18 protein-coding genes are annotated in these 23,790 nt (G+C 68.5%); 15 read left to right on the top strand and 3 right to left on the bottom strand.

The window, feature by feature from the left end:
* The first annotated feature begins 47 nt into the window (after positions 1–47).
* The 9 genes from H582_RS29740 to H582_RS0103175 all read left to right on the top strand — a co-directional run bounded on the left by H582_RS29740 (position 48) and on the right by H582_RS0103175 (position 10,894).
* Positions 48–1,049: a DUF4184 family protein gene (locus H582_RS29740; RefSeq protein ID WP_052332917.1), complete on the top strand. Its 1,002-nt coding sequence runs from the start codon at positions 48–50 to the stop codon at positions 1,047–1,049.
* A gap of 342 nt (positions 1,050–1,391) precedes the next feature.
* Positions 1,392–2,855: a sensor histidine kinase gene (locus H582_RS0103210; RefSeq protein ID WP_028597351.1), complete on the top strand. Its 1,464-nt coding sequence runs from the start codon at positions 1,392–1,394 to the stop codon at positions 2,853–2,855.
* Entirely contained in the window at positions 2,852–3,541 is a 690-nt protein-coding gene (locus H582_RS0103205) for a response regulator transcription factor (protein WP_028597350.1), read from the top strand. The genes H582_RS0103210 and H582_RS0103205 overlap by 4 nt, the downstream gene beginning before the upstream one ends.
* 81 nt (positions 3,542–3,622) lie before the next feature.
* Positions 3,623–6,829: an efflux RND transporter permease subunit gene (locus H582_RS0103200; RefSeq protein WP_028597349.1), complete on the top strand. Its 3,207-nt coding sequence runs from the start codon at positions 3,623–3,625 to the stop codon at positions 6,827–6,829.
* A 130-nt stretch (positions 6,830–6,959) separates the two neighbouring features.
* On the top strand, positions 6,960–7,340 hold the full coding sequence (locus H582_RS25780; protein ID WP_043110847.1) for a DUF3889 domain-containing protein: 381 nt from the start codon (positions 6,960–6,962) through the stop codon (positions 7,338–7,340).
* Positions 7,341–7,380: 40 nt separating this feature from the next.
* Entirely contained in the window at positions 7,381–7,692 is a 312-nt protein-coding gene (locus H582_RS0103190; RefSeq protein WP_028597348.1) for a YbjQ family protein, read from the top strand.
* Positions 7,692–8,078: a DnaJ family domain-containing protein gene (locus H582_RS0103185; protein WP_028597347.1), complete on the top strand. Its 387-nt coding sequence runs from the start codon at positions 7,692–7,694 to the stop codon at positions 8,076–8,078. Before H582_RS0103190 ends, H582_RS0103185 begins: the two co-directional genes overlap by 1 nt.
* Entirely contained in the window at positions 8,075–8,386 is a 312-nt protein-coding gene (locus tag H582_RS0103180) for a rhodanese-like domain-containing protein (RefSeq protein WP_174817712.1), read from the top strand. Before H582_RS0103185 ends, H582_RS0103180 begins: the two co-directional genes overlap by 4 nt.
* Positions 8,387–8,665: 279 nt before the next feature.
* Positions 8,666–10,894 (top strand): heavy metal translocating P-type ATPase, encoded by a 2,229-nt coding sequence (locus H582_RS0103175; RefSeq protein ID WP_028597345.1) that lies wholly within the window; start codon positions 8,666–8,668, stop codon positions 10,892–10,894.
* A 542-nt stretch (positions 10,895–11,436) separates the two neighbouring features.
* Here the strand turns inward: H582_RS0103175 and gluQRS are convergent.
* Positions 11,437–12,402 (bottom strand): tRNA glutamyl-Q(34) synthetase GluQRS, encoded by a 966-nt coding sequence (gene gluQRS / locus H582_RS0103170; protein WP_028597344.1) that lies wholly within the window; start codon positions 12,400–12,402, stop codon positions 11,437–11,439.
* Positions 12,403–12,530: 128 nt separating this feature from the next.
* Here gluQRS and H582_RS0103165 point away from each other — a divergent pair, with 128 nt between their 5' ends.
* From H582_RS0103165 to H582_RS0103145, 5 genes are all read left to right on the top strand, one after another.
* Complete coding sequence (locus H582_RS0103165; RefSeq protein ID WP_028597343.1) at positions 12,531–13,553, top strand: hypothetical protein; 1,023 nt, start codon at positions 12,531–12,533, stop codon at positions 13,551–13,553.
* 66 nt (positions 13,554–13,619) lie between these two features.
* On the top strand, positions 13,620–14,570 hold the full coding sequence (gene corA / locus H582_RS0103160) for a magnesium/cobalt transporter CorA (protein WP_028597342.1): 951 nt from the start codon (positions 13,620–13,622) through the stop codon (positions 14,568–14,570).
* Between the two features lie 35 nt (positions 14,571–14,605).
* Positions 14,606–17,272, top strand: a complete 2,667-nt coding sequence (gene hrpB / locus H582_RS0103155) for an ATP-dependent helicase HrpB (RefSeq protein WP_028597341.1) — start codon at positions 14,606–14,608, stop codon at positions 17,270–17,272.
* Between the two features lie 30 nt (positions 17,273–17,302).
* A complete protein-coding gene (locus H582_RS0103150; protein ID WP_052332916.1) occupies positions 17,303–17,584 on the top strand; it encodes a DUF1294 domain-containing protein in 282 nt (93 codons plus the stop codon).
* 628 nt (positions 17,585–18,212) lie between these two features.
* Positions 18,213–18,470 carry a hypothetical protein gene (locus H582_RS0103145; RefSeq protein ID WP_028597339.1) on the top strand — a complete coding sequence of 86 codons (258 nt, stop codon included), beginning with the start codon at positions 18,213–18,215 and terminating at the stop codon, positions 18,468–18,470.
* Positions 18,471–18,755: 285 nt separating this feature from the next.
* Here H582_RS0103145 and H582_RS0103140 read toward each other — a convergent pair whose 3' ends face one another.
* The gene (locus H582_RS0103140; RefSeq protein ID WP_028597338.1) at positions 18,756–20,813 is read right to left on the bottom strand and encodes a sensor histidine kinase; all 2,058 of its coding nucleotides are present in this window, start codon (positions 20,811–20,813) and stop codon (positions 18,756–18,758) included.
* Positions 20,810–21,565 carry a response regulator transcription factor gene (locus tag H582_RS0103135; RefSeq protein ID WP_240478919.1) on the bottom strand — a complete coding sequence of 252 codons (756 nt, stop codon included), beginning with the start codon at positions 21,563–21,565 and terminating at the stop codon, positions 20,810–20,812. Before H582_RS0103135 ends, H582_RS0103140 begins: the two co-directional genes overlap by 4 nt.
* Before the next feature lie 152 nt (positions 21,566–21,717).
* Between H582_RS0103135 and H582_RS0103130 the strand changes: the two genes are divergently transcribed.
* Positions 21,718–23,790: a HelD family protein gene (locus H582_RS0103130; protein ID WP_043110846.1), complete on the top strand. Its 2,073-nt coding sequence runs from the start codon at positions 21,718–21,720 to the stop codon at positions 23,788–23,790.

The following is a 23,790-nucleotide window of genomic DNA, read 5'->3' as shown; positions in this document are numbered from 1 at the left end:
GAGAAAGCGAGGAGGCGGCGCTCGTTCCAGAGGGAAAGGAGGCCGCCATGCCGTTCACATTCTCGCATCCGCTGTTCGCCGTGCCGCTGCGCCGGCTCGCGCCGAGCCTCAGCCTCTCCGGCCTGCTGCTCGGCAGCATGACGCCGGACATGGAATATTTCGTCGCCATGGAGCCGTTCCGCTCGATCGGCCACTCGTGGCAAGGCTTCCTGCTGCTCGGCGTGCCGCTCAGCATCGCCGCCGCTGCCGCCTGGCGCTTCGTGCTCGCGCCGCTGCTGCCGAGGCTGCTGCCGGCCGCGCTGCGGCTCGACCGCTACGCGGCCGACCGGCTCGCCGAACGGCGCGAGCCGCTGCTGACGCCGCGCGCGGCCGGCTGGTTCCTGCTGTCGCTTTATATCGGCTTCCTCAGCCATCTGCTCGTCGACGGGATGACGCATACGCATGGCTGGTTCGTGCTGTGGCAGTCCGACCTGATGCACGCGCGTCATGCCGGGCTGCCGCTGTATCGCTGGCTCCAGTACCTGTTCTCGCTGCTCGGCCTGCTCGCCGGAGCGTGCTGGCTCGCGGCGGACTACGCGCGCTGGCGACGCGCCTCCCGCTCGGCGCGCCCGGGACGTCCGGCTGTCCGGCCGCTCGCCAAGCTCGGCGGCTGGACGCTCGCCGGAACGTGCGGCTTGCTGCTGTTCGCGCCCAAGCTGCTGCTCGCCCCGTCGCCGGACAATCCCGTGCTCTGGCTGGTCGCCGCCTGCAGCTCGCTGCTGTTCGGACTGTTCGCCGCCGGGCTGCTGCTCCGTCCGGGCCGCATCCTGCGCAAGCTGGCCGGTGCCGCGCTCGTGCCGCTGCTCGCGGCGGGCTACAAGGCGGCGGCGATGGCGCGGGACATCGGCGGGCCGATGGCCGCATCCGACCTGCCGCTCTGGATCGGCTACGTGTGGCTGCTCTCGATCGCCTTCGTCGCGCTTTCCGCGGTGCCGTCCGGGCGCGCTGCCGCCGCCGGCGCGGGCGGTGCCCGTAGACGCTCGGAGAGCCGGTCCGGCCCCGCCGTTTGAAGGACCCTCCGAGGGTCCTTTTTTAGCGAAAAGGGACTTCTTCGGGGCGTCCCTCGGCGGCCGGGCGCGGGGCTCCCTAGCGCCAAATTCACCCGTGAGGGAGCCTTTTCGCGTCTGAGGGGCTCCCTAGCGCCAATCGTTATCGGCAGTTGGATCGGGACCGCGCGGTCAGGTCAGGGATGTTTTTGGCTCCGCAGCCGTCCAAGCCTGTTCCTCCGGCATCCATGATGAAACGGATGGAAATGGTTTATACTTTTGTAAGAATTGCGTCCGCAATCGTTTAGATCTGTCGGTTACACTGGATATGGCGCAGCAGGACCGAAAGCTTCAGGGGGTGATCCGTTGTCGATCCGCATCAGGCTGCTGCTGTCCTACATCGCGATGGCGGCCATTCCGGTCGTGCTGCTCGGCATTTTGATGATGTTCGTCATCTATCTGCTCGGCTACGAGGACATGCGCGACTTCTTCGAGAAGAACCGCGACAAGACGTACCGCCAGTCGGTGCAGCTCGGCGAGATGTGGTACGTGCTGAACCACGATGCGGACAAGCTGCTCGACGCGTCCTACGTCGCCGACATCGACGAGCGGCTCGAGACGGTCGGCAGCGGCTTCGTGCTGACGATTCCGGGCCGCGGACTGTACGTCTCGGGACTGGCGGAGGCGAGCAAGGATCCGCAAGCCTGGTTTTCGGACCGCAAGGGCCATTCCGTCGACATGACGGTCGGCGGCTTCTCGTTCAGCGTGTTCACAACCGATTTCCGCTTCGGCGACGGAACCGCCTCCGAGGCGGCGCTCATTTTCCGCAAGGACGACATCCCGGTCATCTGGCGGCCGGTGAGCGGCCTCGGCCTGCTGCTGCTCGTCGGGCTCGTCAGCGTGTTCATGACGGTCGTCGTCTCTCGCAGCATCGTGCGGCCGCTGTCGACGCTGCGGGACGCCGCGCTGTCGCTCAAGGAGGGCAACCTCGAGCCGGTGCCGCTGCCCCGCTCGCGCAACGAGCTCGGCGAGGTCGGGACGGCGTTCGAGGAGATGCGGCAGCGCCTCAAGGATACGATCCAGCAGATGCAGCAGTACGAGGAGAACCGCAAGATGCTGCTGTCGCACATCTCGCATGACCTCAAGACGCCGATCACCGCGATCAAAGGCTACATCGAGGGCATCATGGACGGCGTCGCCAACACCCCGGAGAAGCAGGAGAAGTACATCCGCACCGTCTACGCCAAGGCGGACGGGATGGACCGGCTGATCGACGAGCTGTTCCTCTATTCCAAGCTCGACCTGCACAAGGAAGAGTTCCACTTCGCGCGGATGGACCTGCGGGCATTCGTAGTCCACTATATGGAGGACCAGCACTTCGAGATGGAGAAGCGGGGCATCGCGCTGGCCGTGAAGGCCGGCGAGTCGCCGCTGCCTGTGCGGGCGGATGCGGAAAAGCTCAGCCGAGCGCTCGGCAACATGCTCGACAACAGCGCGAAGTACATGTCGATGCGAGGGCCGGATCGGAGCGATCCGCCTGCCGTATCGGCGACGCTGGAGGCGCGCGGCAGCTTCGCCCGCCTGACGGTCGAGGACAACGGGCCGGGCATCGAGGCTGCCGCGCTGCCGCATCTGTTCGACCGCTTCTATCGGGCCGAGCTGTCCCGCAGCTCGGAAACCGGCGGCAGCGGCCTCGGCCTCGCGATCGTCCGCCAGATTGTGGAGGAGCACGGCGGCAAGATCGAGGCGGCCAATCGTCCGCATGGCGGAGCGGCGTTCGTCATCGAGCTGCCGCTCGCCGCGGACCGGGAAAAGGAGGCTCAGCCGTGAAGAAGATCCTCATCATCGAAGACGAGAGCTCCATCGCGGAGCTTCAGCGCGATTATCTCGAAAGCTACGGGTTCGCCGTCAGCATCGAGCATCGGGGCGACAGCGGGCTGGAGCGGGCGCTCAACGAGCGGTTCGACCTCATCGTGCTGGATGTCATGCTGCCGATGCTCGACGGCTTCGAGATCTGCCGGCGGATCCGTCAGGACAAGGAGGTCCCGATCCTGATGATCACCGCCCGCAAGGAGGATATCGACAAGATCCGGGGCCTCGGGCTCGGCGCGGACGACTACATGACCAAGCCGTTCAGTCCGGGGGAGATGGTCGCGCGCGTGAAGGCGCACTTGAGCCGCTACGACCGTCTGACCGGACAGTCCGGCACCGTCCAGGAGCAGATCCGCGTGCGCGGGCTGCTCATCGACAAGGCGTCGCATCGCGTATTCGTCAACGGCGAGGAGAAGGGCCTCACGAACAAGGAGTTCGAGCTGATTCAGCTGCTCGCCTCCCATCCGGGCAAGGTATACAGCAAAGAGGAGCTGTTCGAGCGCATCTGGGGCTACGACTCGCTCGGCGACATCGCGACGGTGACGGTGCACATCCGCCGCCTGCGCGAGAAGCTGGAGGAGTCGCCGTCCGAGCCGAAGTATGTCGAGACCGTCTGGGGAGTCGGCTATCGGCTGCGCGGGTAGGGGGAGCATCGCGGCTGCGGCCGCGTTGACCATAGAGCAACGATATTTTTCGCTTGATAGAGAAAAGGAGTGGATGTCGGCTTGAAGAGCATCATCAATTTTTCCTTGAACAACAAGTTCGCGCTATGGATCATGACGATCATCGTCCTGTTCGGAGGCGTCTACGCCGGCACGAACATGAAGATGGAGACGCTGCCGGACATTACGGTGCCGATCGTCAGCGTGACGACCGTCTATCCGGGGGCTTCGCCCGAGGAGATCATGAACGAGGTCACCTTGCCGATCGAGCAGGCGACCCGCAATCTGGACGGCGTCAAGGACGTCATGTCCACCTCGATGGAAAACGCCTCGTCGATCATCATCGAGTACGACTACAGCAAGGATATGGACAAAGCCCAGGACGAGGTGCGCAAGGCGCTGGACGGGCTCGACTTCAAGGAGGGCATCCAGGATCCGGGCGTGTCGCGGATCAGCCTGAACGCCTTCCCGGTGCTGTCGCTCAGCATCTCCAGCGACTCGCAGGATCTGGTCGCGCTGACCAAGACGGTCGAGGACGAGATCCTGCCGGAGCTGAAGTCCGTGGAGGGCGTCGCGTCCGTGCAGATTTCCGGCCAGAACGTGACCGAGGCGGAGCTCAGCTATAAGGCCGAGGAGCTGGCCAAGTACGGCCTGACCCCGGAATCGGTGCAAAATGCGATCAAGGCGGCCGCCGTCAGCGTGCCGCTCGGCATCTTCCCGTTCGGCGACGCCGAGAAATCGGTCGTCGTCGACGGCCGCGTGCTGACCGAGCAGGATCTGCTGAACGTCGAGATCCCGCTGATGCCGTCCGCCGCAGGCGGAGCCGGAGCTGCCGGCGCGGGTGCCGGCGCGGGCCAAGGCGGCGCAGCGCCAGGCGGTGCCGGCGCAGAGGCTGGCGCAGGCCAAGGCGGCGCAGCCGGAGCCGCTGGCGGAGCGGCGGCAGGCGGCGTCAAGCTGCCGACCGTCAAGCTGAGCCAGGTCGCCGACGTGACCGTGCTCGACAAGGCGGAATCCATTTCCCGCACGAACGGCAAGGACGCGATCGGCGTCTCGATCGTCAAGGCGGCCGACGCCAACACGGTCGACGTCTCCGACGCCGTATCGGAGCGCATGGCCGAGCTGGCCGGCAGCCATGAGGGGCTCAGCTCCACGGTGACGCTCGACCAGGGCAAGCCGATCAAGGAGTCCGTCGAGACGATGCTGTCCAAGGCGGTGCTCGGCGCGGCGTTCGCGGTGCTCATCATCCTCATCTTCCTGCGCGACCTGCGCTCGACGATCATCGCGGTCGTCTCGATCCCGCTGTCGCTGCTGATCGCGGTGCTCGTCCTGCAGGAGATGGACATCACGCTCAACATCATGACGCTCGGCGCGATGACCGTCGCGATCGGGCGGGTCGTCGACGACTCGATCGTCGTCATCGAGAACATCTACCGGCGCATGGCGATGTCCGGCGAGAAGCTGACGGGCAAATCGCTCATCCTCGAGTCGACGCGCGAGATGTTCGTGCCGATCCTCGCCTCGACCGTCGTGACGATCGCGGTGTTCCTGCCGCTCGGCCTCGTCACGGGCCCGATCGGCGAGATCTTCCTGCCGTTCGCGCTGACGATCGTCTTCGCGCTGCTCGCCTCGCTGCTCGTCGCGATCACGATCGTGCCGATGCTCGCCCACATGATGTTCCGCAAGGGACTCAAGGGCACGAAGCATGAGGACAAGCCGAGCCGCTTGGCGAACAGCTACAAGCGTCTGCTGAACTGGACGCTCGACCACAAGGGCATCAGCTTCGGAGCGGCGACGCTGCTGCTCGTCGGCAGCCTGTTCCTGTTCCCGCTCATCGGCGTCAGCTTCATCCCGAATACGGGCGACAACTCCATGATCGTCACGTACAACCCGGCGCCGGGCGAGAAGCTGGAGGACGTGGAGAAATACGCGCTGGACGCGGAGAAAAAGCTGCTGGAGCGCGAAGGCGTGGAGATCGTGCAATACTCCATCGGCGGCGGCAACCCGCTGAATCCGGGCGCTTCCAAGCAGGCGCTGTTCAACCTCCGGTACAGCTCCGACTACAAGGAGTTCGACGCCGAGAAGGAGCGCGTCGTCGAGCTGCTGCAGGAAAGCGGCAGCAAGGGCGAATGGAAGCAGCAGGACTTCACCGGCGGCGGCCTCGGCGGCAGCAGCCTGACCGTCACCGCCTTCGGGCCGGACATGGCGGCGCTGGAGCCGGTCGTATCCGACCTCAAGCAAAAGCTGGACGGCATCGAGCATCTGACCAACCTCGATACGAGCCTGTCGGAGACATATGAGCAGTACCGCATCGTCGCCGATAAGAAAAAGCTCAGCGAGAACGCGCTCAGCGCCGGCCAGCTGGCGATGGCGCTCAGCCCGGTCCGCGAGCGTCCGCTCGTGACGACGATCGAGAAAGACGGCAGCAATCTGAACGTCTACCTCAAGACCGAGGAGCGGACGTACGCGGACAAGGCCGCGCTGGAGAACACGCCGATCGTCACGCCGCTCGGCACGACGGTCAAGCTGTCCGACGTCGCGACGATCGAGGAAGGCACGTCGCCGAACACGATCACCCGCAAAGGCGACCGCGTCTACGCCGACGTGACGGCCGACGTGACGTCGAGCGACATCAGCAAGGCGTCGCGCGACGTGCAGGCGGTCATCGACGGCCTGCAGCTGCCGGCGAGCGTCGACGTCGAGATGGGCGGCGTGACCGAGGACATCAACGAATCGTTCCGCCAGCTCGGCCTGGCGATCCTCGTCGCGGTCGCGGTCGTCTACCTCGTGCTCGTCATCACGTTCGGCGGCGCGCTGACGCCGCTCACGATCCTGTTCTCGCTGCCGTTCACCGTCATCGGCGCGCTGGTCGGCCTGCTGATCGCCGGCGAGACGGTCAGCGTCACCGCGCTCATCGGCATGCTCATGCTGATCGGGATCGTCGTCACGAACGCGATCGTGCTCATCGACCGCGTCATCCACATGGAGCGTGACGGGCTGAGCGTGCGCGAGGCGCTGCTCGAGGCGGCAGGCACGCGCCTGCGTCCGATCCTGATGACCGCGCTCGCCACGGTCGGCGCGCTGCTGCCGCTGGCGTTCGGCTTCGAGTCGGGAGCGCTCATCTCCAAAGGACTCGGCGTGACCGTCATCGGCGGCCTCATCAGCTCGACGCTGCTGACGCTCATCATCGTGCCGGTCGTGTACGAGTTCCTGAACCGCCGCCGCGCCAAGCGGCAGCGCGATGGCGTCGCCGCCTCTCCGGCTGCGGAATGACGGCTCCCGCATCCCGCCCTCTTGGGCAGGATGCGCGGATCCGCCGCGACAGCGAGCATCCTGCCCTCATCGGGCAGGATGCTTTTTCTTTTCACGGGAAAAGCTAGGGAAAACGAAAGGAGGCGGGCGCATGAAAGCGATCCTGACAGGACTGGCGGTCGGAACGGGGCTGCTGGCCGCCGTTGCGGGCAGCGCCTGCGCGGCGGGGGCGTCAGCGGAGGGGCCGGCAGGGGGAGCGGTCCCGGCGCTTGTCGCAGCGGCGCCTTCGCATGCGGCTCCTGCCTACGCGAGATGGGGCAGGCTCGCGGTCGAGCAGACGATGAAGAAGTATGGAGCCGGCATCCGGGACTACCGCTACGAAGGAGCCTTTCCAGGCCAAAGCGGCTCGGTGGAGCATCGCTTCAAGCTCGTGCTCGAGCCGAAGTCCGGCGTGCCGGCGGCGGTCGTCTGCCGCGTGCGGGTTGAAGAGGGCCGGCTGCTGGAGGTAGAATGGACGGAGAGCGCTCCGTGAGGAGCGCCGGGCAGCCGATATCCAATGAGGAGGAAGCGATATGCTGATTACGACGACGCCGTCCGTAGAGGGCCGGCCGATCCGCGAGTATGTGGGCATCGTGAACGGAGAGGCGATCATGGGAGCGAACGTGGTGAGGGACTTCCTCGCTTCGATCACGGATGTGGTAGGCGGCCGCTCCGGCGCTTACGAGGGCAAGCTGAAGCAGGCGCGCGACATCGCCATCGAGGAGATGCGCCAGCAGGCGTCGAGCCTCGGCGCCAACGCGATCGTCGGCGTCGATCTCGACTACGAGGTCGTGCGCGACGGCATGCTGATGGTCACCTGCAGCGGCACGGCGGTCCGCCTCTGATGGACTTCCTCTACCGGATCGCCGAAGAGAAGATTCGCGAGGCGATGGAGAGAGGGGAATTCGAAGGGCTGGCAGGCAAAGGCAGGCCGCTCGAGCTCGACGATCTGGCGCATGTGCCGGAGGAGCTGCGAGCCGGCTACCGCATGCTCAAAAATGCGGGCATGGTGCCCGAGGAGGTGCAGCTCTCGCGCGACATCGCCAGCCTGAACGGCTTGCTGGCGCTATGCCGCGACGAGGAGGAGCGCCGCAGCCTCGGCCAGCAGCTGTCGCTCAAGCGGATGCGGCTGCAGGCGCTGTCCGGCTCCCGCGGCTGGGACCACTTGGCCGCGCATGCGGAGTATGGAGCTAAAATCAGGGAGAAGCTGGAAGGGGAATCGGAGCAGTGAGCAAGGTGCAGACGACAGAGGAGCTGCTGAAGCGGCTCGAGCAAGGCGAAGCGATCAATCTCGTGGACGTGCGCGAGGACGAGGAATGGGAGGACGGGCATATCGCCGAGGCGCGCCATGTCGCGCTTTCGCGCCTGCAGGAGAGCATGGACGAGCTCCGTCCGGAGGACGGCACGATCTGGCTCATCTGCCGCAGCGGCGCGCGCAGCGGACGCGCCTGCGACTATCTGAACGCGATCGGCTACGACGCGGTCAACGTCGAGGGCGGCATGCTGTCCTGGCCGGGGGAGATCGTGACCGGGCGCTAGGATGGGGATCGTTGAAGTGAAAAAGGGACGCAGGCGGAATTTTCCGCCTGCGTCCCTTTACGTTTTTATGCCGCGCTGCGCGGCGGCTTCCATGGCTTCAAGCGAAGGAGGAACTTCCCGTGCCTTCGTCCGCCTTCGGGAAAGGCCGCGGGCAACTTTTGCGCTGCATCCGCATAATTCGGTCCGAAGGCGCCATAGAGTAGGATAAGCGATTCTATGAATCTAGGGAAGGCTGCGAGAGTCTGAGGCCAGGCCGTGCGGCGAAGGGAGAGGCTGGAGATGGAAGGAAACAAGGGAACGGCTCTCGATCTGGGCATCCAGGGGATGAGCTGCTCGGCATGCGCGGTCCGCATCGAGAAATCGCTCGGCAAGCTCGGCGGCGTGCAGGAGGCTGCGGTCAGCTATGCCTCCCGCCGGGCCTGGATCCGCTATGTTCCGGACGAGCTCGAGGCGGAGGCGATCAAGGAGCGGATCCGCCGGCTCGGCTTCGGCGTCTCGGATCCGGGCGACCGGAGCGCCGAGTACGCCGCGATGCGGACGCTGCGCTTGCGGCTGCTCGTCTCGGCGCTGCTGACGCTGCCGCTGCTGTGGGCGATGGCCGGGCATTACGCGGCCCTTTCCTTCCTCCCGCTGCCGGATTTCATCCGCAGCGGCTGGGTGCAGCTCGGGCTGGCGACGGCGATCCAGTTCGGCGTCGGCCTGCCTTTCTACCAGAATGCCTGGAGCGCGCTGCGGGCCGGCAGCGCCAACATGGACGTGCTCGTCGCGCTCGGGACGTCCGCCGCCTATCTGTACAGCCACTATGTCGTATTCGCCCATGCCTCCTCCTCGGACGCGCATCCGGACGGCATGCTCCCGCTGTACTTCGATACCGGAGCGGTCGTCATCACGGCCGTGCTGCTCGGCAAGTACATGGAATCCCGCTCGGCGGCGCGGGCGCTGCGGGAGAGCGACGGCTACGCCAAGCTCAAGGCCGAGGAGATCACCGTGCTGCGGGCCGAGGAGGCGCGGCTGGTGCCGGCATCGAGCGTCCGCGACGGAGATATCGTGCTCGTCGCGCCGGGCGGCCTCGTGCCGGTGGACGGGCTGGTGACGGGAGGGCAGTCGGAGGTCGACGAATCGCTGCTGACGGGCGAAAGCCGCGCCGTCTCCAAGCGTCCCGGCAGCCGCGTCTGGGCGGGCACGACGAACCGCGGCGATACGCTGCGCATCCGCACGGAGACGACCGGCGACGGCACGCTGCTGAGCCGGATCGACGCGCTGCTGCGCCAGGCGCAGGCGTCCAAGACCGGCATCCAGCGCAAGGTGGACCGCATATCCGCTCGGTTCGTGCCGCTCATGCTGCTCGCATCCGCCTTGACCTACGCCGCCTGGGCGCTCTGGCTCGCTCCGGGAGACGGCTCGCAGGCGGCGCTGAGCGCGCTGGCGGTGCTGCTCGTCGCCTGTCCGTGCGCGCTCGGTTTGGCGACGCCGATCTCGCTCGTCATCGCCTCCGGCAAGCTGGCGCGGCGCGGCGTCGTCGTCAAGGAGGCTTCGGCGCTGGAAAGCTTGGCCAAGGTGGAGGTCGTGCTGCTGGACAAGACGGGCACGCTGACCGAAGGCAGGCCTTGCGTCGCCGGCATGCAGCCTGCGCCGGGCTGGAGCGCTGCCGCCGTGCTGAAGCTGGCCGCCGCCGCCGAAGCGGAGTCGCCGCATCCGTATGCGGCGGCCGTCCGCGAGGAGGCGAGGCGCCGCGGGCTCGTGCCGCCCGCCGCCGACAACCGGATCGAGTGGACGGGCTACGGCGTAGCCGCGGACTGCGCGGAGGGGCGGATCGCCGTCGGCGGCAGGCAGCTGGCCCAGCAGGAGCGCTGGAGCGGCATGAAGCGGGCGGAGGACTTCGCGGCGATCCGCGAGGCGCAGGGCGAGACGGTGCTGTTCGTCGCGCTCGGCCGCGACTGCATCGGCGCGCTCGCGCTCGGCGACCGGCTCAAGCGGGAGTCGCCGGAGGCGGTGCAGGCGCTGCGGATGGCCGGGCTGGACGTCTGGCTGGCGACAGGCGACAGCGCCGGACCGGCAGCCGCCGCGGCGCGGGAGGCGGGCATCGTCCGCTGGAAGGGCGGCATGCTGCCGGAAGACAAGCTGCAGCAGATCCGCGCGCTGCAGCGCCAAGGGCGCGTCGTCGCGATGGCCGGCGACGGCTGGAACGACGCGCCGGCGCTCGCGGCGGCCGATGCCGGCTTCGCGATGGCCGGCGGCACCGACGCCGCGCTGGATGCCGGCCATGTCGCGCTGCTGCGGCCGAGCCTGACGGGCATCCACGGCGCGATCGCGGCGAGCCGGCTGACGATGCGCAACATCAAGCAGAATCTCGGCTTTGCTTTCCTCTACAATGTCGTCATGGTGCCCGTCGCCGCCTGCGGCCTGCTGGAGCCGTGGATGGCCGGAGCGGCGATGGCGCTCAGCTCGGTCACTGTCGTGGGCAACGCGCTGCGGCTGTCCGGGCGCCTGGCGCGCGAGCTCCGCTAGGACGCGGCTTTTCGACGAGCCGTTCCTGCCGAACGGGGAGCCCGGCAGCTGGAACTCGAGCGAGTCCGGACATCCGTTCCTGTTCACGGACGAAGACGGGCGGACGTACTTGTATGATCAGGGGAATGGCGACATGGGGCGCTCCTGGTGCTTGTCGATGACCGAGATCGGCTGGCGGGACGGACTGCCTTTCCTGATCTCGGGCTAGACGTGGCTCGGCTTGTACGGCGCGACTGCGGGCAGGTCGAGCGCGGCCAGAGGGGCCTAGATGGCGAAAACAGGCGTTTTGCGGGCGGCCGAGAGGGCCGCCGCCGCAAAACGCCTGTTAGGCTTGTCTAGGGTGTGGTTGCAAACCCGCCAAGGGGCATTATCACCGCCTTTTTGCCCCCTGCTTTGCCACGCAGGAACCAAAAATTCGGCCCTATCGGCTTCTTTCGGAGTAGTCAAACACGCTCTAGGCCAGCATCGAGAGAGGCGGCTGGTCCGCCTCAAGCGCTTCATGCGGCTCATACGCTTCATGCGCCCCAAGCTCCGCATGCGCCTCATTCGCCGAGCATGCCGCGCAGCTCCTCCTCGCGCACGACGACCGGCTCGAGCGGCAGAGGCCGCTCCCGCGCCGCCTCGATCAGCTCGCTCGGCATGACCGGCTCGGCCCGCTCGAGCAGGCCGCTCCAGCGGGCGAGCAGGCCGACGACGCGCTCGGGCCGCACGCCGGCCTCGCGCAGCGCCTGCAGCGAGATGCCGCCGTGGCGCTTGGCAAGCCGTTTGCCGTCCGGCCCCATGAGCAGCGGCACATGCGCGTAGCGCGGCGCCGCATGGCCGAGCGCCTCGAGCAGCAGCAGCTGGCGCGGCGTCGAGTCGAGCAGGTCGCTGCCGCGCAGCACATGGGTGACGCCCATGGCGGCATCGTCGACGGCGACCGCGAGCTGGTAGCTGAAGATGCCGTCCGCCCGCCGCACGACGAAGTCGCCTCCGGCTCCGGGCGCCGTCTCTTGCGGCCCGGCGCATTCGTCATCGAAGCGGACGATCCGCTCCGGCGGCACGGCGAACCGCAGCGACGGCTGCTTGCGCCGCGCGCGCACCTGCCGCTCCTCCTCGCTCAGGCAGCGGCAGGTGCCGGGATAGGCCGGCCCTTCCGAGGCCAGGCCATGGGGCGCGCTCGCGACGGCGGCCAGCTCGGCGCGGCTGCAATAGCACGGGTACAGCAGCCCCTGCGCGCGCAGCCGCTCCAGCGCTTCTTCGTAAAGAGGGAGCCGCTCGCTCTGCGTGTACGGTCCGCGCGGGCCGCCGCTGTCTGGCCCCTCGTCCCAGTCGAGTCCGAGCCAGCGCAGGTCGCGCAGCGCCGCCTCGGCGTAGTCGGGCCGCGAGCGCGGGCCGTCGATGTCCTCCATGCGGAGCAGGAACGAGCCGCCGAGGCGGCGGATCTGGAGCCAGGCGAGCAAGGCGGTGCGGGCGTTGCCGAGATGCATGAGCCCCGACGGAGTCGGAGCGAAGCGGCCGGCGGTCATCGGTTGTCCCTCCTCGCGGCGGAAGCCTGCGGCTCCCGCGAATTCAACTTCGGGCTTGGGCGCGCCCGGTCTGACTGGTATGATAGCATGAGAGATTGCGGGCTGCAATTCGAGAGGAGAGGACGACGATGGACGACAGGACGACAGTTCGCGGCCATGGAGCCGCCGGGCCGGACGGGCTGGACGCGTCGGACGCGACGGTCGCGGAGCGCGTCCGCGAGCTTGGACGGCGGCTGGACGAGGCGCTGGAGGCGGAATCGGAGCAGCGCGTGCTGGAGCGCAGCCGCGAGCGGCTCGATCGCGAGATCTGGCAGCTGGAGCGGCGGCAGGCGGAGCGTCTGGAGCGGCACGGCAAGGAAGCGGCGGACGTCGAGCGCCTGTCGCGGCGCAGCTGGAGCTCGATCTGGCTGCGGCTCACCGGAGGCTTGGAGGAGCAGCTGGAGCTGGAGCAGCTGGAAGCCGAGCGGGCGGCCGCCGAGGTCAAGGAGGGCGAGGCGGAGCTGCAGGAGCTGCGCGAGATGCTGGCGCGGACGAGCGTCCGGCTCGGAGAGCTCGCTCCTGCGGCGGGCGGCAGCGAGGCGATCCGCAGCGAGCGGGAGCGGCTCGTCTTGAGCGCGTTCCCCGCCGTCGCCGCCGGCGTGCGGGAAGTCGACGGCCAGCTCCGCGCCAGGCAGGCGCTGCTCGCGGAGCTGCGCGAGGCGATCCATGCGGCGGGCGCGCTCGTCTCGCAGCTGGAGCGCGCGGTGGACCGGCTGGAGTCGGCGGCCGCCTGGGGCACGTACGACATGCTCGGCGGCGGCGTGATCGCGACAGCGGCCAAGCATGGCCGGCTCGACGAGGCGCAGGAGGCGCTGGTCGGCGCGCGCTCGGCGGCGCGGCGGCTGCACAAGGAGCTGGCCGATGTCGGCGAGGCCGCCTCGTTCGACATCGCGATCAGCGACGGAGCCCGGCTCGGCGATTATTTGCTGGACGGGCTGTTCATGGACTGGCATGTCCAGGGCAAGATCAACGGCGCGAGGGATAGCAACGAACGCCTGCTGGGCGAGGCTCGCCAGCTTCGGCGGCGGCTGGAGACGGAAGCGGGCAAGGCCGAGCGGGAGCTGGCGGCGCTGCGCGCCCGCCGCGCGTCCCTGCTGGACTCGGCGGGATGACGGACCGGAGGCCGTCCTCCCCAAGCGATGATTTAGGAAGCGAATCAATAGAATGGAGCTGCGAGCATGCTGCGCATCATGGCGATGGATTCAACCGGCCGACTCCGCAAGGATGTCGGGCTGGACGAGCTTAAAACGATGGACCCGGTCTGGTACTGGGCCGATATCGGACAGCCGGAAGAGGCCGAGATCCGGCTGCTGGACGAGTATTTCCATTTTCACCCGCTGGCCATCGAGGACTGCCTGCATCTGCTGCAGCGGCCGAAGGTCGACCATTACGAGGACGTCCATTTCTTCGTCCTGCATGCGCTGGAGGCGGAGACGCTTCAGGTGCAGGAAGTGAACCTGTTCCTCGGCCCGAACTTCGCGGTGACGTTCCGCTTCGCCGCCTGCGCCGAGATCGACGCGGCCTGGCAGGCGGCGGCCGTGCATCCCAAGCATCCCCGCAGCGGCCATCTGGCCGTCGCGCACGCGGTCATGGACCGGCTCGTGGACCGGTATTTCCCGTCGATCTACGAGCTGGAGGACCAGCTGCTCGACGCCGATCCCGGCAGCCGCGGCTATTCCGACCGGACCGGCATCGACGGGGTGTTCGCGATCCGCAGCAAGCTGCTGCGCCTGCGCAAGACGATCGTGCCGATGCGCGACCTGCTGTACCGGATGACGACGATCGAGGCGATTCCCGGGCTGAAGGAGTTCCGGGCCTTTTTCCACGACATCTACGACCATCTGCTCAAGCAGGCGGAGACGCTGGAGGCGTGCCGGGACATGACCGCGGACATGCGGGACAGCTACATGAGCTACAGCTCCAACCGGATGAACGGCATCATGAAGACGCTCACCGTCATCACGACGATCTTCATGCCGCTGACGTTCCTCGCGGGCATCTACGGCATGAACTTCATCCATATGCCCGAGCTCGAGTGGCGCTACGGCTACTTCGGCGTGCTGGCGGGCATGGGGCTGATCGCGTCGGGCATGTTCGCCTGGTTCAAGCGCAAGGGGTGGTTCGACTGAGCGGAGCGGGCAAGCCTACGGAAAGAGGTGGGACGATGGAAGGATCAGGCAGGCTGCCGGTCGACGAGATCCTGCCGGGACTGCTGGACGCGCTGGAAACGCAGGGCCGTGCCGTGCTCGTCGCGCAGCCCGGCGCGGGCAAGACGACGCGCGTGCCGCTCGCGCTGCTCGGCGCGGGCTGGCTCGGCGGGCGCAAGGTGCTCATGCTCGAGCCGCGGCGGCTCGCCGCGCGCTCGGCGGCGGCGTACATGGCCCGGCAGCTCGGCGAGGAGCCGGGCGGCACGGTCGGCTACCGCGTGCGGCTCGACACCAAGGTCGGACCGCGCACGCGCGTCGAGGTCGTCACGGAGGGCATCCTGACGCGGCTGCTTCAGGAGGACCCGGCGCTGGAGGCGTACGGAGCGGTGCTGTTCGACGAATTCCACGAGCGGCATCTGCACAGCGACCTCGGCCTGGCGCTTTGCCTGCAGTCCGCGGCGCTGCTGCGCGAGGACCTGCGGCTCGTCGTCATGTCGGCGACGCTGGACGCCGGCCGCGTGGCGGAGCTGCTCGGCGGAGCGCCGGTGCTGGCGAGCGAGGGGCGCCAATATCCGGTGGAGACGCGCCATCGGCCTCGGCCCGCGGGCTCGCGGCTGGAGCAGGCGGCGGCCGCGGCGGCGCTCGAGGCTCTGCGCGAGCAGGAAGGCGACGTGCTCGTGTTTTTGCCGGGCATCGCGGATATCCGGCGGACGGAGTCCGAGCTGCGGCGGGTCGGACTGCCGGCTGGCGTCGACGCGCGCCAGCTGCACGGCGGCATGCCGCTGCAGGCGCAGGACGAGGCGGTCGCCGCCTGCGCGCCCGGCAGGCGCAAAATCGTGCTCGCGACGTCGATCGCGGAGTCGAGCCTGACGGTCGCCGGAGTGCGGGCCGTCGTTGACGCCGGGCTGATGCGGGTGCCGCGCTTCTCGCCGCGCACTGGCATGACGCGGCTCGAGACGGTGCCGGTGTCGCAGGCGTCCGCCGACCAGCGGCGCGGACGCGCGGGGCGCACCGCGCCGGGCCGCTGCTGGCGGCTGTGGAGCGAGGAGGCGCATCGGCTGCTGCCGGCCTACGGCACGCCGGAGCTGCTGGAGGCCGACCTCGCGCCACTTGCGCTGGAGCTGGCGGCTTGGGGCACGGCCGATCCGGCGGAGCTGGACTGGCTGGACGCGCCGCCGTCCGGCGCGTACGAGCAGGCCTGCTCGCTGCTGGAGCGGCTCGGCGCGCTCACGGCGGAGCGGCGCATTACGCCGCACGGCCGGCGCATGGCCGCGCTCGGCGGGCATCCGCGGCTCGCGCATATGGCGCTGGAGGCGGAGCGGCTCGGCTGGAGCGAGGCCGCCTGCGAGCTGGCGGCGCTGCTCGGCGAGCGCGATCTGCTGCGCGGCGAGCGCAGCGCCGACCTGCGGCTGCGCGTCGAAGCGCTGCGCGCCGCCGGCCGCGCCGGCGGGAGCGGCGGCGATCCGGCGCTGGCCGCCGCCGCTGCGCGCACCGCGGCGGAAGCGCGCCAGTGGCGCCGCTCGCTGGAGGCGATGCGCCGGGACGGCTCGGCGGCGGCGGAGCGGCGAGCGGCTGCTTCGGCGCCGGGCGCGGACAGGCGAAGGGCCGCTCCGGCGGCCGGAACGGAGCGGACGCCGGGCGGCGAAGCCGGGCGGACGGCAGGCGAGGCTTCGCCGCGCGGCAGCTCCGTGCCGTCTGCCGCGCGCGGGGCGGAGCAGCCGGACATCGGACTGCTGCTCGCGCTCGCCTATCCCGACCGGATCGCGCAGCGGCGCCCGGACGGACGCTATGTGCTGGCGATCGGCCGCGGAGCGGCGCTGGCGAATGTCCAGCCGATCTCCTCGTCCGCCTATCTCGTCGCCGCCGATCTCGACGATGCCGGAACGGAAAGCCGGATCGATCTGGCCGCTCCGGTCGAGCTCGCGGCGCTGGAGGCGCTGCTGCCGGAGCTGTTCGAGCCGGAGCAGACTGTCGAATGGGATGCCGCCGCGCAAGCGGTGCGCAGCCGCAGACGGACCCGGCTCGGCGCGATTGTCGTGCGCGAGGCGCAGCTGGACCGTCCGGATCCGGAGCGGGTGACGGCGGCGCTGCTTCAGGGCATCCGCAGCGAAGGCTTGCGGCTGCTGCCGTGGACGCGCCAGACGCGCCAGCTGCAAGCCCGCATGCAGCTCATGCATGCGGTGCGGCCCGACTGGCCGGACGCGTCCGACGAAGGGCTGCTCGCGACGCTGGAGGACTGGCTGGCGCCGCATGCGGCCGGCATCCGCAGCGCCTCCGGCTTGCAAAAGCTGCCGCTGGCCGAGGCGCTCGACTCGCGGCTCGGCTGGGAGCGGCGCAGGCAGCTCGACTCGTATGCGCCGACGCATTTGACGGTGCCGAGCGGCTCGCGCGTTCCGGTCGATTACAGCGATCCGCAGGCGCCTTTCCTCGCGGTGCGGCTGCAGGAGATGTTCGGGATGAAGGAGACGCCGCGCGTCGGCGGCGGCCGGCTCCCGGTCGTGCTGCATCTGCTGTCGCCGGCGCAGCGCCCGGTGCAGGTGACGCGCGACCTCGAGAGCTTCTGGAGCACGACGTACTTCGAGGTGCGCAAGGAGCTCAAGGTGCGCTATCCGAAGCATTACTGGCCGGAGAATCCGCTGGAAGCCCAGGCGACGAGCCGCGTGCGGCCGAGGAGCCCGGGCTGAGCGAGGGGCAGGAGAGAGGGGGATGGTCGGATGAATGGATGGCAAGGCGCGGTCCTGCTTTATGCGGCGGCCATGAGCGTCTACGCGTTCGCGCTGTTCGGCATCGACAAAAAGGCGGCGCGGAAGTCCCGGCGGCGCATACCGGAAAAAAGGCTGTTTGCCGCAGGCTTCCTCGGGGGCGGCATCGGGGCTTGGATCGGCATGTCCGCATGGCGGCACAAGACGAAGCATGCCTCCTTCCGCATCGGCGTGCCGCTGCTCGCCGTCTGGAGCGTTGCAGCGCTTGGCGCGCTGGCCTGGCTCGTCCGCTGATTGACGGTGCAGGAGCAAGAATGGCCTGTCTCGTTCGCAGCTTGACGGTGCAGGAGCAAGGTTGGACCGTTTCGTCCGCTCATTGACGATGCAGGAACAAGGTTGGCCTGTCTCATCCGCTGATTGACGATACAGGAACAAAAAAAGGCGAGCTGCCCCGTCGGGACGGCTCGCTTTTGTCGTTGCTAGAGATCATGCCTTTTTAGGCTTGCATTCTAGTCCGCTGCGTGAGGGCTGGCAAGGTCGACTCTCTGGTTGAGCCGATGCGCCGGAGCTGCGTTGCGCGGAAAAACCGAGTAACTGGAGTGCGGAGGAGGCAGACCGAGGGGAGTTGCGCGGAAAAACCGAGTAACTGGCGCACGGGGAAGGCAGATCGAGTGGAGCTGCGCGGAAAAACCGAGTAACTCGCGTTCGGAGGAGGCAGACCGAGGGGAGTTGCGCGACTAATCGGCTCCGCATTGCCTGTTGCCGGAAGTGGAAGGCAGCGGGAGCTTACGACCCAACCAGCCATGACGGTCTATCCGGCAAGCGATGACCGGGTCATGAAGGAAATAGGCTCCCCGCCGCTGGGACGGCGCATGACGCTGTGAGATGCTGGAGAGGAACATGACCGCTAGGAGGTTCCTCCATGAATCAATGCGACAATCGGCGGCTGGCGCTCGACATTGCCTACGGCTTGGCCTGCGAAGGACGGGCGCTGCCGAACGGCTTGCCGAAGCGGCTGCTGGACCGGGCAGTCTGGCATGCCCGGGCAGCGAGCCATCCCGCCGGCAGGCTGCCGAAAGGCAAGCGGCTGCCTTGGCGCATGCTGTATTGGATCGCGCGGCTGGCCGGCACGGAACGCCGGCTGCGGCGCGCTTATTCCCGACCGGGTTTGCCAGACTAGACGTCCGCTGCGTCCCTAGCGCCGTGACCGCCCGTTTTGCGGAAACGGCCGATTGAGCTGCCTTGACCGCCTCATAGTCGGCTTATCAGGGGGCGCGGATTCGTCGCCTGCTTCGGCGGCGACGGCCGATTGAGCTGCCTTGACCGCCTCATAGTCGGCTTATTAGGCGGCGCGGATTCATCGCCTGCTTCGGCGGAAACGGCCGACTGAGCTGCCTTGACCGCCTCATAGTCGGCGTCTCAGGCATCGGTCTCCTTTGCCTGATGCTGCGGCGACGGCCGCCCCTCATCCCGCCTCGTCGGCGCCGCTGCCTGCTGCCGCTCCGCAGTCGAGCGGCAGGCGGAGCGACAGCGCCGCTTCGCCCGGCTGCGCCTCCAGCCGCAGCCGCCCGCCGAGGCGCTCCGCTTCTTCCCGCAGCCTCCGCAGTCCGAAGCCCTCCGCCGCTTCGGGCCGCGGAGGCTGTCCGTCGTTGCGCAGCTCGAACGAGAGCGTGCCGCCCTCCGCCGCGACGCGGCAGCGGAAGCGGCTCGCGGCGCCATGGCGCAGGCCGTTCGTCAGCCCCTCCCGAGCCGCTCGGACGAGCAGCGAGATCAGCTCCCGCGGCAGCGGGGGCAGCGGTCGCAGCTCCAGGCTGACGACGATGCCGGCATTCGCCTCGGCGTCGGCGAACAGCCGCTCGAGCGCCGGCGCGAGCCGCAGCTCCTCGTCCTCCTCGCGCATCGCGCGCACCGACGCGCGGATTTCGTCCAAGCCTTTGCGCACGAGCGATTGGGCAAGGCGGGCTTTGTCCAGCCCTTCGTTGCGCTGCCGCTCCAGCAGCAGGATGGACGCCTCAAGCTGGACGATAGAGGCGGTCAGCGTATGCCCGACATGATCATGCAGCTCCTGGGAGATGCGGGAGCGCTCTGCCAGGATGCCGTCCTTGATGCGGTCGCGCTCCAGCAGCTCCTCGTTCTGCTGCTCCAGCACCCGCTGATACTCGAGCCTCAGCCGCTTCTCGCGCAGCAGCAGGACGAGCCCGATGCAGCAGATGAGCACAAAGACGGCGATCAGCACGAGCTGGCGCAGCACGATCAGCGCGATATCGGAGAGGGAGTTCTCCAGCCAGACCGAGACCGACGGCATCGCGACCGCGATCCGGTCGGCGGCGACGCTGAGCAGCAGCGCGACGAGCCCCGTCCGCAGCCAGGCGAGCTCGCCGCTCCTGAGGCCGAATTCCCAGCGCAGCGCATGCAGATACCACGGCGTGGACAGCAGGATGAAGGCGAACGTGGCTTCGGTCAGCGTCCGATACAGGTACGGACTCGTCAGCGACAGGACGGCGCTTGCGATCGCAAGCGCTCCGAACAGCATCGTCAGCTTGCGGAACCGGCTCCGTCCGGCTCCGGCCAGGTGGCCGAGCAAGCCTGCGATCGCGCAAGCCATGAGCGGATTGCTGATGCCGTTGAAGTACGAGAAGCGGCTCGTGGCGGCGAGCACATAGAAGAGCGACGAGCCGAACAAGGCGGAATAGCCGGAGACAAACGTGATGGCGCCGAAATACAGGTAAAGCGAACTGCGGGAGACGAGCAGCCAGGCGATGCCGGAAAAGACGGCAAGCATCCCGTAGCAAGCCGCCATCGCGAAGCGGACGGAGTCCGCGCGCAGCGCGTAGTCGAGCAGCCGCTCCGCCGGCGCGGCGGCGATGCCGCCGAGGGCGAGCGAGCCGGGAGAGGCGGGCTCGATCTCGAGCTGGAGCAGCCGTCCTTGGGGGCGGAGCGGCAGCTCCGCCGCCCGCCAGCGGTCGGCGAGCGGCGCCTGCTCCGGCAGCGGGCCGTAGTCCGCCAGCGGCTGCCCGTCCAGCGTAACGCGGAACGCGCCCGGCTGGCGGAAAAAGAGGCGGTAGCTCCGCGGCTGGTCCAGCGCGTCCGGCAGCGTCCTCCGCACGATGAACCGCTCCGCCGCCTCGCCGGGCAGGCGCATGTCCGAGCCGCCGGAGGCGGCGTGGAGCTGCCCGGCGCCATCTCTGTCCGCCCCGCCGCTGCGGTCCTCGGCTCTTGTCGTTGTCGCCTCGCCTCGTGCCGCACCATCGCGATCACTCTCGCCGTCCGCCAAGCCCCGCTCCGCCAAGCCCCCTGCCGCCTGGATCTCGCCCTCGGCCAGCAGCCGCTCGGCCCGATCCAGCCGAATCCAGCGGCCGTCCGCGGCGAGCAGCTCCCAGCGCTCCGGCGAGCTGAGCGTGAACATCTCCGCCGGCCGCGCGACGCCCGGCTGCAGCGGCACCAAATAGAGCACGGCCGTAGCGGCCATCGCCGCCAGCAGCAGCGCCGAGGCGAGCCGCCTTGCCAGCCGGGCCGCCTTCATTCGCGGCTCTCCGCGAGCCATTCGCCGAGCGCGATCGCGGCGACGGTGCGGTCGCGCGTGCCGAGCTTGGCGTACAGGCCGCTGACGTAATTTTTGACCGTGCCCTCGCTCATGAACAGGCGGGCGGCGATGTCCTTGTTGGCGCAGCCTGCGGCGAGCAGCGCGGCGACCTCGCGCTCCTTGGCCCCGAGCTGCAGCCGTCCGGCGCGGGCGCGGCTCGCGCCGATCAGCCCCTGGGCGGCCGCTCCGGCCGATTTCAGCCGGGCAGCCAGCCGACCGGCGACGGAGGAGGGCAGCATGTAGGAGCCGTCCGCCGCTTGCCGGATTGCCTCGGCGAGCCGCTCGCCGGGGATGTCCTTGAGCAGGAAGCCGGCCGCTCCGGCGGCGAGCGCCTCGATGATGTAGTCGTCCTCCTCGAACGTCGTCAGCATGAGCACGACCGTGCCGGGCAGCGCTTGCTTGATGCGGCGCGCGGACTCGATGCCGTCCATGACGGGCATGCGGATGTCCATCAGCACGACCTGCGGCTTCAGCCGCACGGCCAGCTCCAGCGCCTCGGCGCCGTCCGCCGCCGCGCCCGTCACCGTCATGTCGTCCCGCAGCCCCAGAATCGTGCTCAGCCCGTCCCTCATCAGCTTCTGGTCGTCCGCCAGCAGCACCTCGATCATCGCTTCCGCCGCCCCTTCGTCGCCTTCGTCGGCTTTTCCAGCCTCATCCATTCGAGTATACGAGCCGCGTTTCCGCCCGGGCAAGCCTCCCCCTCCAAAAAGAGGACGCAGGAACCAGCCCGCCGTGACCAAGTCATGCCGCCGGATTCCCTCCATGCCGCTATTGCAGGCGCAAGCGGCGCTATGGTATAGTTTTCTTTCGCTTTTCAATGGAATCCCTTAGGAGGTAACTGACCATGAGCGCTCAAAGTGCCTATCAAGCGGAAGAAACGCGGCTCGCGGAAGCCGTGGAGGACATCAAGGGCCAGCTCGGAGGCATCGGCCCGCGCTATACCGGAGACGACTTCACCGAGCAGATGCTCGACCTGCAGCGCGAGGAGCGCCGCCAGCGGCTCGAGATCGCCCGCAAGGAAGCTTATTTCGGAAGGATCGACTTTCAAGAAGAAGGCAAGCCGGCGCCGCTGCCGCTGTACATCGGCAAGGCCGGCGTCGCCCGCGCAGGCTCGGACGAGCTGCTCGTCATCGATTGGCGGGCGCCCGTCGCGAGCCTGTTCTATTCCTTCAGCGGTGGGGAAGCTCCGGCAACCTACGACTCGCCGGACGGCGAGATCGGCGGCACGGTGCATCTCAAGCGCAACCTGATGGTCCGGCAAAAGGAGCTGCTGCGGCTCGTCGACAGCTTCGTGCGCGGGCAGGAGGAGGATGCCGTCACCGACGAGTTCCTGCTGTACCGGCTCGGCGAGAGCAAGGACAACAAGCTGCGCGACATCGTCTCGACGATCCAGCAGGAGCAGGACAAGATCATCCGCGCGGACAAGAACCTGGCGCTGTTCATCCAGGGCGTGGCCGGCTCGGGAAAAACGACGGTCGCGCTGCACCGGCTCGCGTTCCTGCTGTACCAGTACGCCGGCCGCATCCGTTCGGAACGGATGATCATCTTCGCGCCGAACCGCATGTTCCTCGACTATATCAGCGGCGTGCTGCCGGAGCTCGGCGTCGGGGACATCGTGCAGACGACGTTCGCCGACTGGGCGATCGAGCTGCTGGAGCGCGAGGTGATGCTGCGCTCGCCGGTAGAGACGCTCGCCTATTGGTTCGAGCAGCCTCATGCGGAGGAGGAATACGCCGCCGCCTCCGGGCGGCTCAAGGGCAGCGCGGCATTCAAGGAAGCGCTCGACGGCCGGCTCGCGGAGCTGGAGGCTTCGCTGCTGCCGGCCGAGCCGTTCGAGCCGCTGCCGGGCTTCCAGCTGACCGTCGCCAAGATGAAGGAATGGCATGAGACGGACTACGGCGAGGAGTCGATCATGCGCCGCAGGGAGCGGCTCGTCAGCCGCGTCAAGCGCTGGCTCGAGTCGGAGCTCAAGCAGCGGGGCGTCGCCGACAAAAAGCTGCGCTCGAAGGCGATGGCCAAGCTGAACGCCTTTTCCAAACGGATCCCCGCCTACAGCGCTCCGCAGCTGTACCGCAAGCTGCTGGAGGGCAAGAGCGGGGCGCAGCTGCTGCCCGCGCCGCTCGCCAAGGCGACGGCGGCCCGCCTCAAGCAAGGAGAAGCGGAGGCGGAGGACCTCGCTCCGCTCGTCTACCTGCATATCCGCCTGCACGGCCTCGGCCGGCCGTTCTACGACCATATCGTCATCGACGAGGCGCAGGACTACTCGCCGTTCCAGCTCGAGGCGCTCCGCCTCTGCCAGCAGCAGCCGTCGATGACGGTGCTCGGCGACCTGCAGCAGGGCATCCATGCCTATGCCGGCATCTCCGACTGGAGCGAGCTGAGCGGACGGTTCGACGAGGGCAGCGCCGGTTATTTCGAGCTGGACCGCAGCTACCGCTCGACGACGGAGATCATCGACTTCGCCAACCTGGTCCTCGCGGGCATGGGCAGCGCGGTCAAGCCGGCCGTGCCGGTGTTCCGCAGCGGCGATCCGGTCGTGCTGGAGCGCGTATCCGCCGACAGCTGGGCGCCTAGGCTGGCCGCGGTCGTCGCGGACTGGCAGCGAGAAGGGCGCTTCCAGACGATCGCCGTCATCGGCCGCACCGAGCGCGAGTGCGCGGACATCCATGCGGCGCTGGAGTCGGCGGGCATCGAGGCGGCGCTCGTCCATGCTCGCCAGCCCGCTTACGGCGGCGGCCTGACGGTCGTGCCGGCCTATCTGTCCAAAGGGCTGGAATTCGACGCCGTGCTCGTCGCCGACGCGAGCGCCGAGGCTTACGGAGCGGCGGACGCCAAGCTGCTGTACGTCGCCTGCACGAGGGCGCTGCATCGGCTCGGCCTGCTCCATCGCGGAGAGCCGGCCGTCCTGCTCGGCTGA

The sequence above is a fragment of the Paenibacillus pasadenensis DSM 19293 genome, assembly GCF_000422485.1.
GTDB classification, from domain to species: domain Bacteria; phylum Bacillota; class Bacilli; order Paenibacillales; family Paenibacillaceae; genus Paenibacillus_O; species Paenibacillus_O pasadenensis.
The sequence above is the reverse complement of the archived record's forward strand: the minus strand, read 5'-3'. Positions and strand labels throughout refer to the sequence as shown.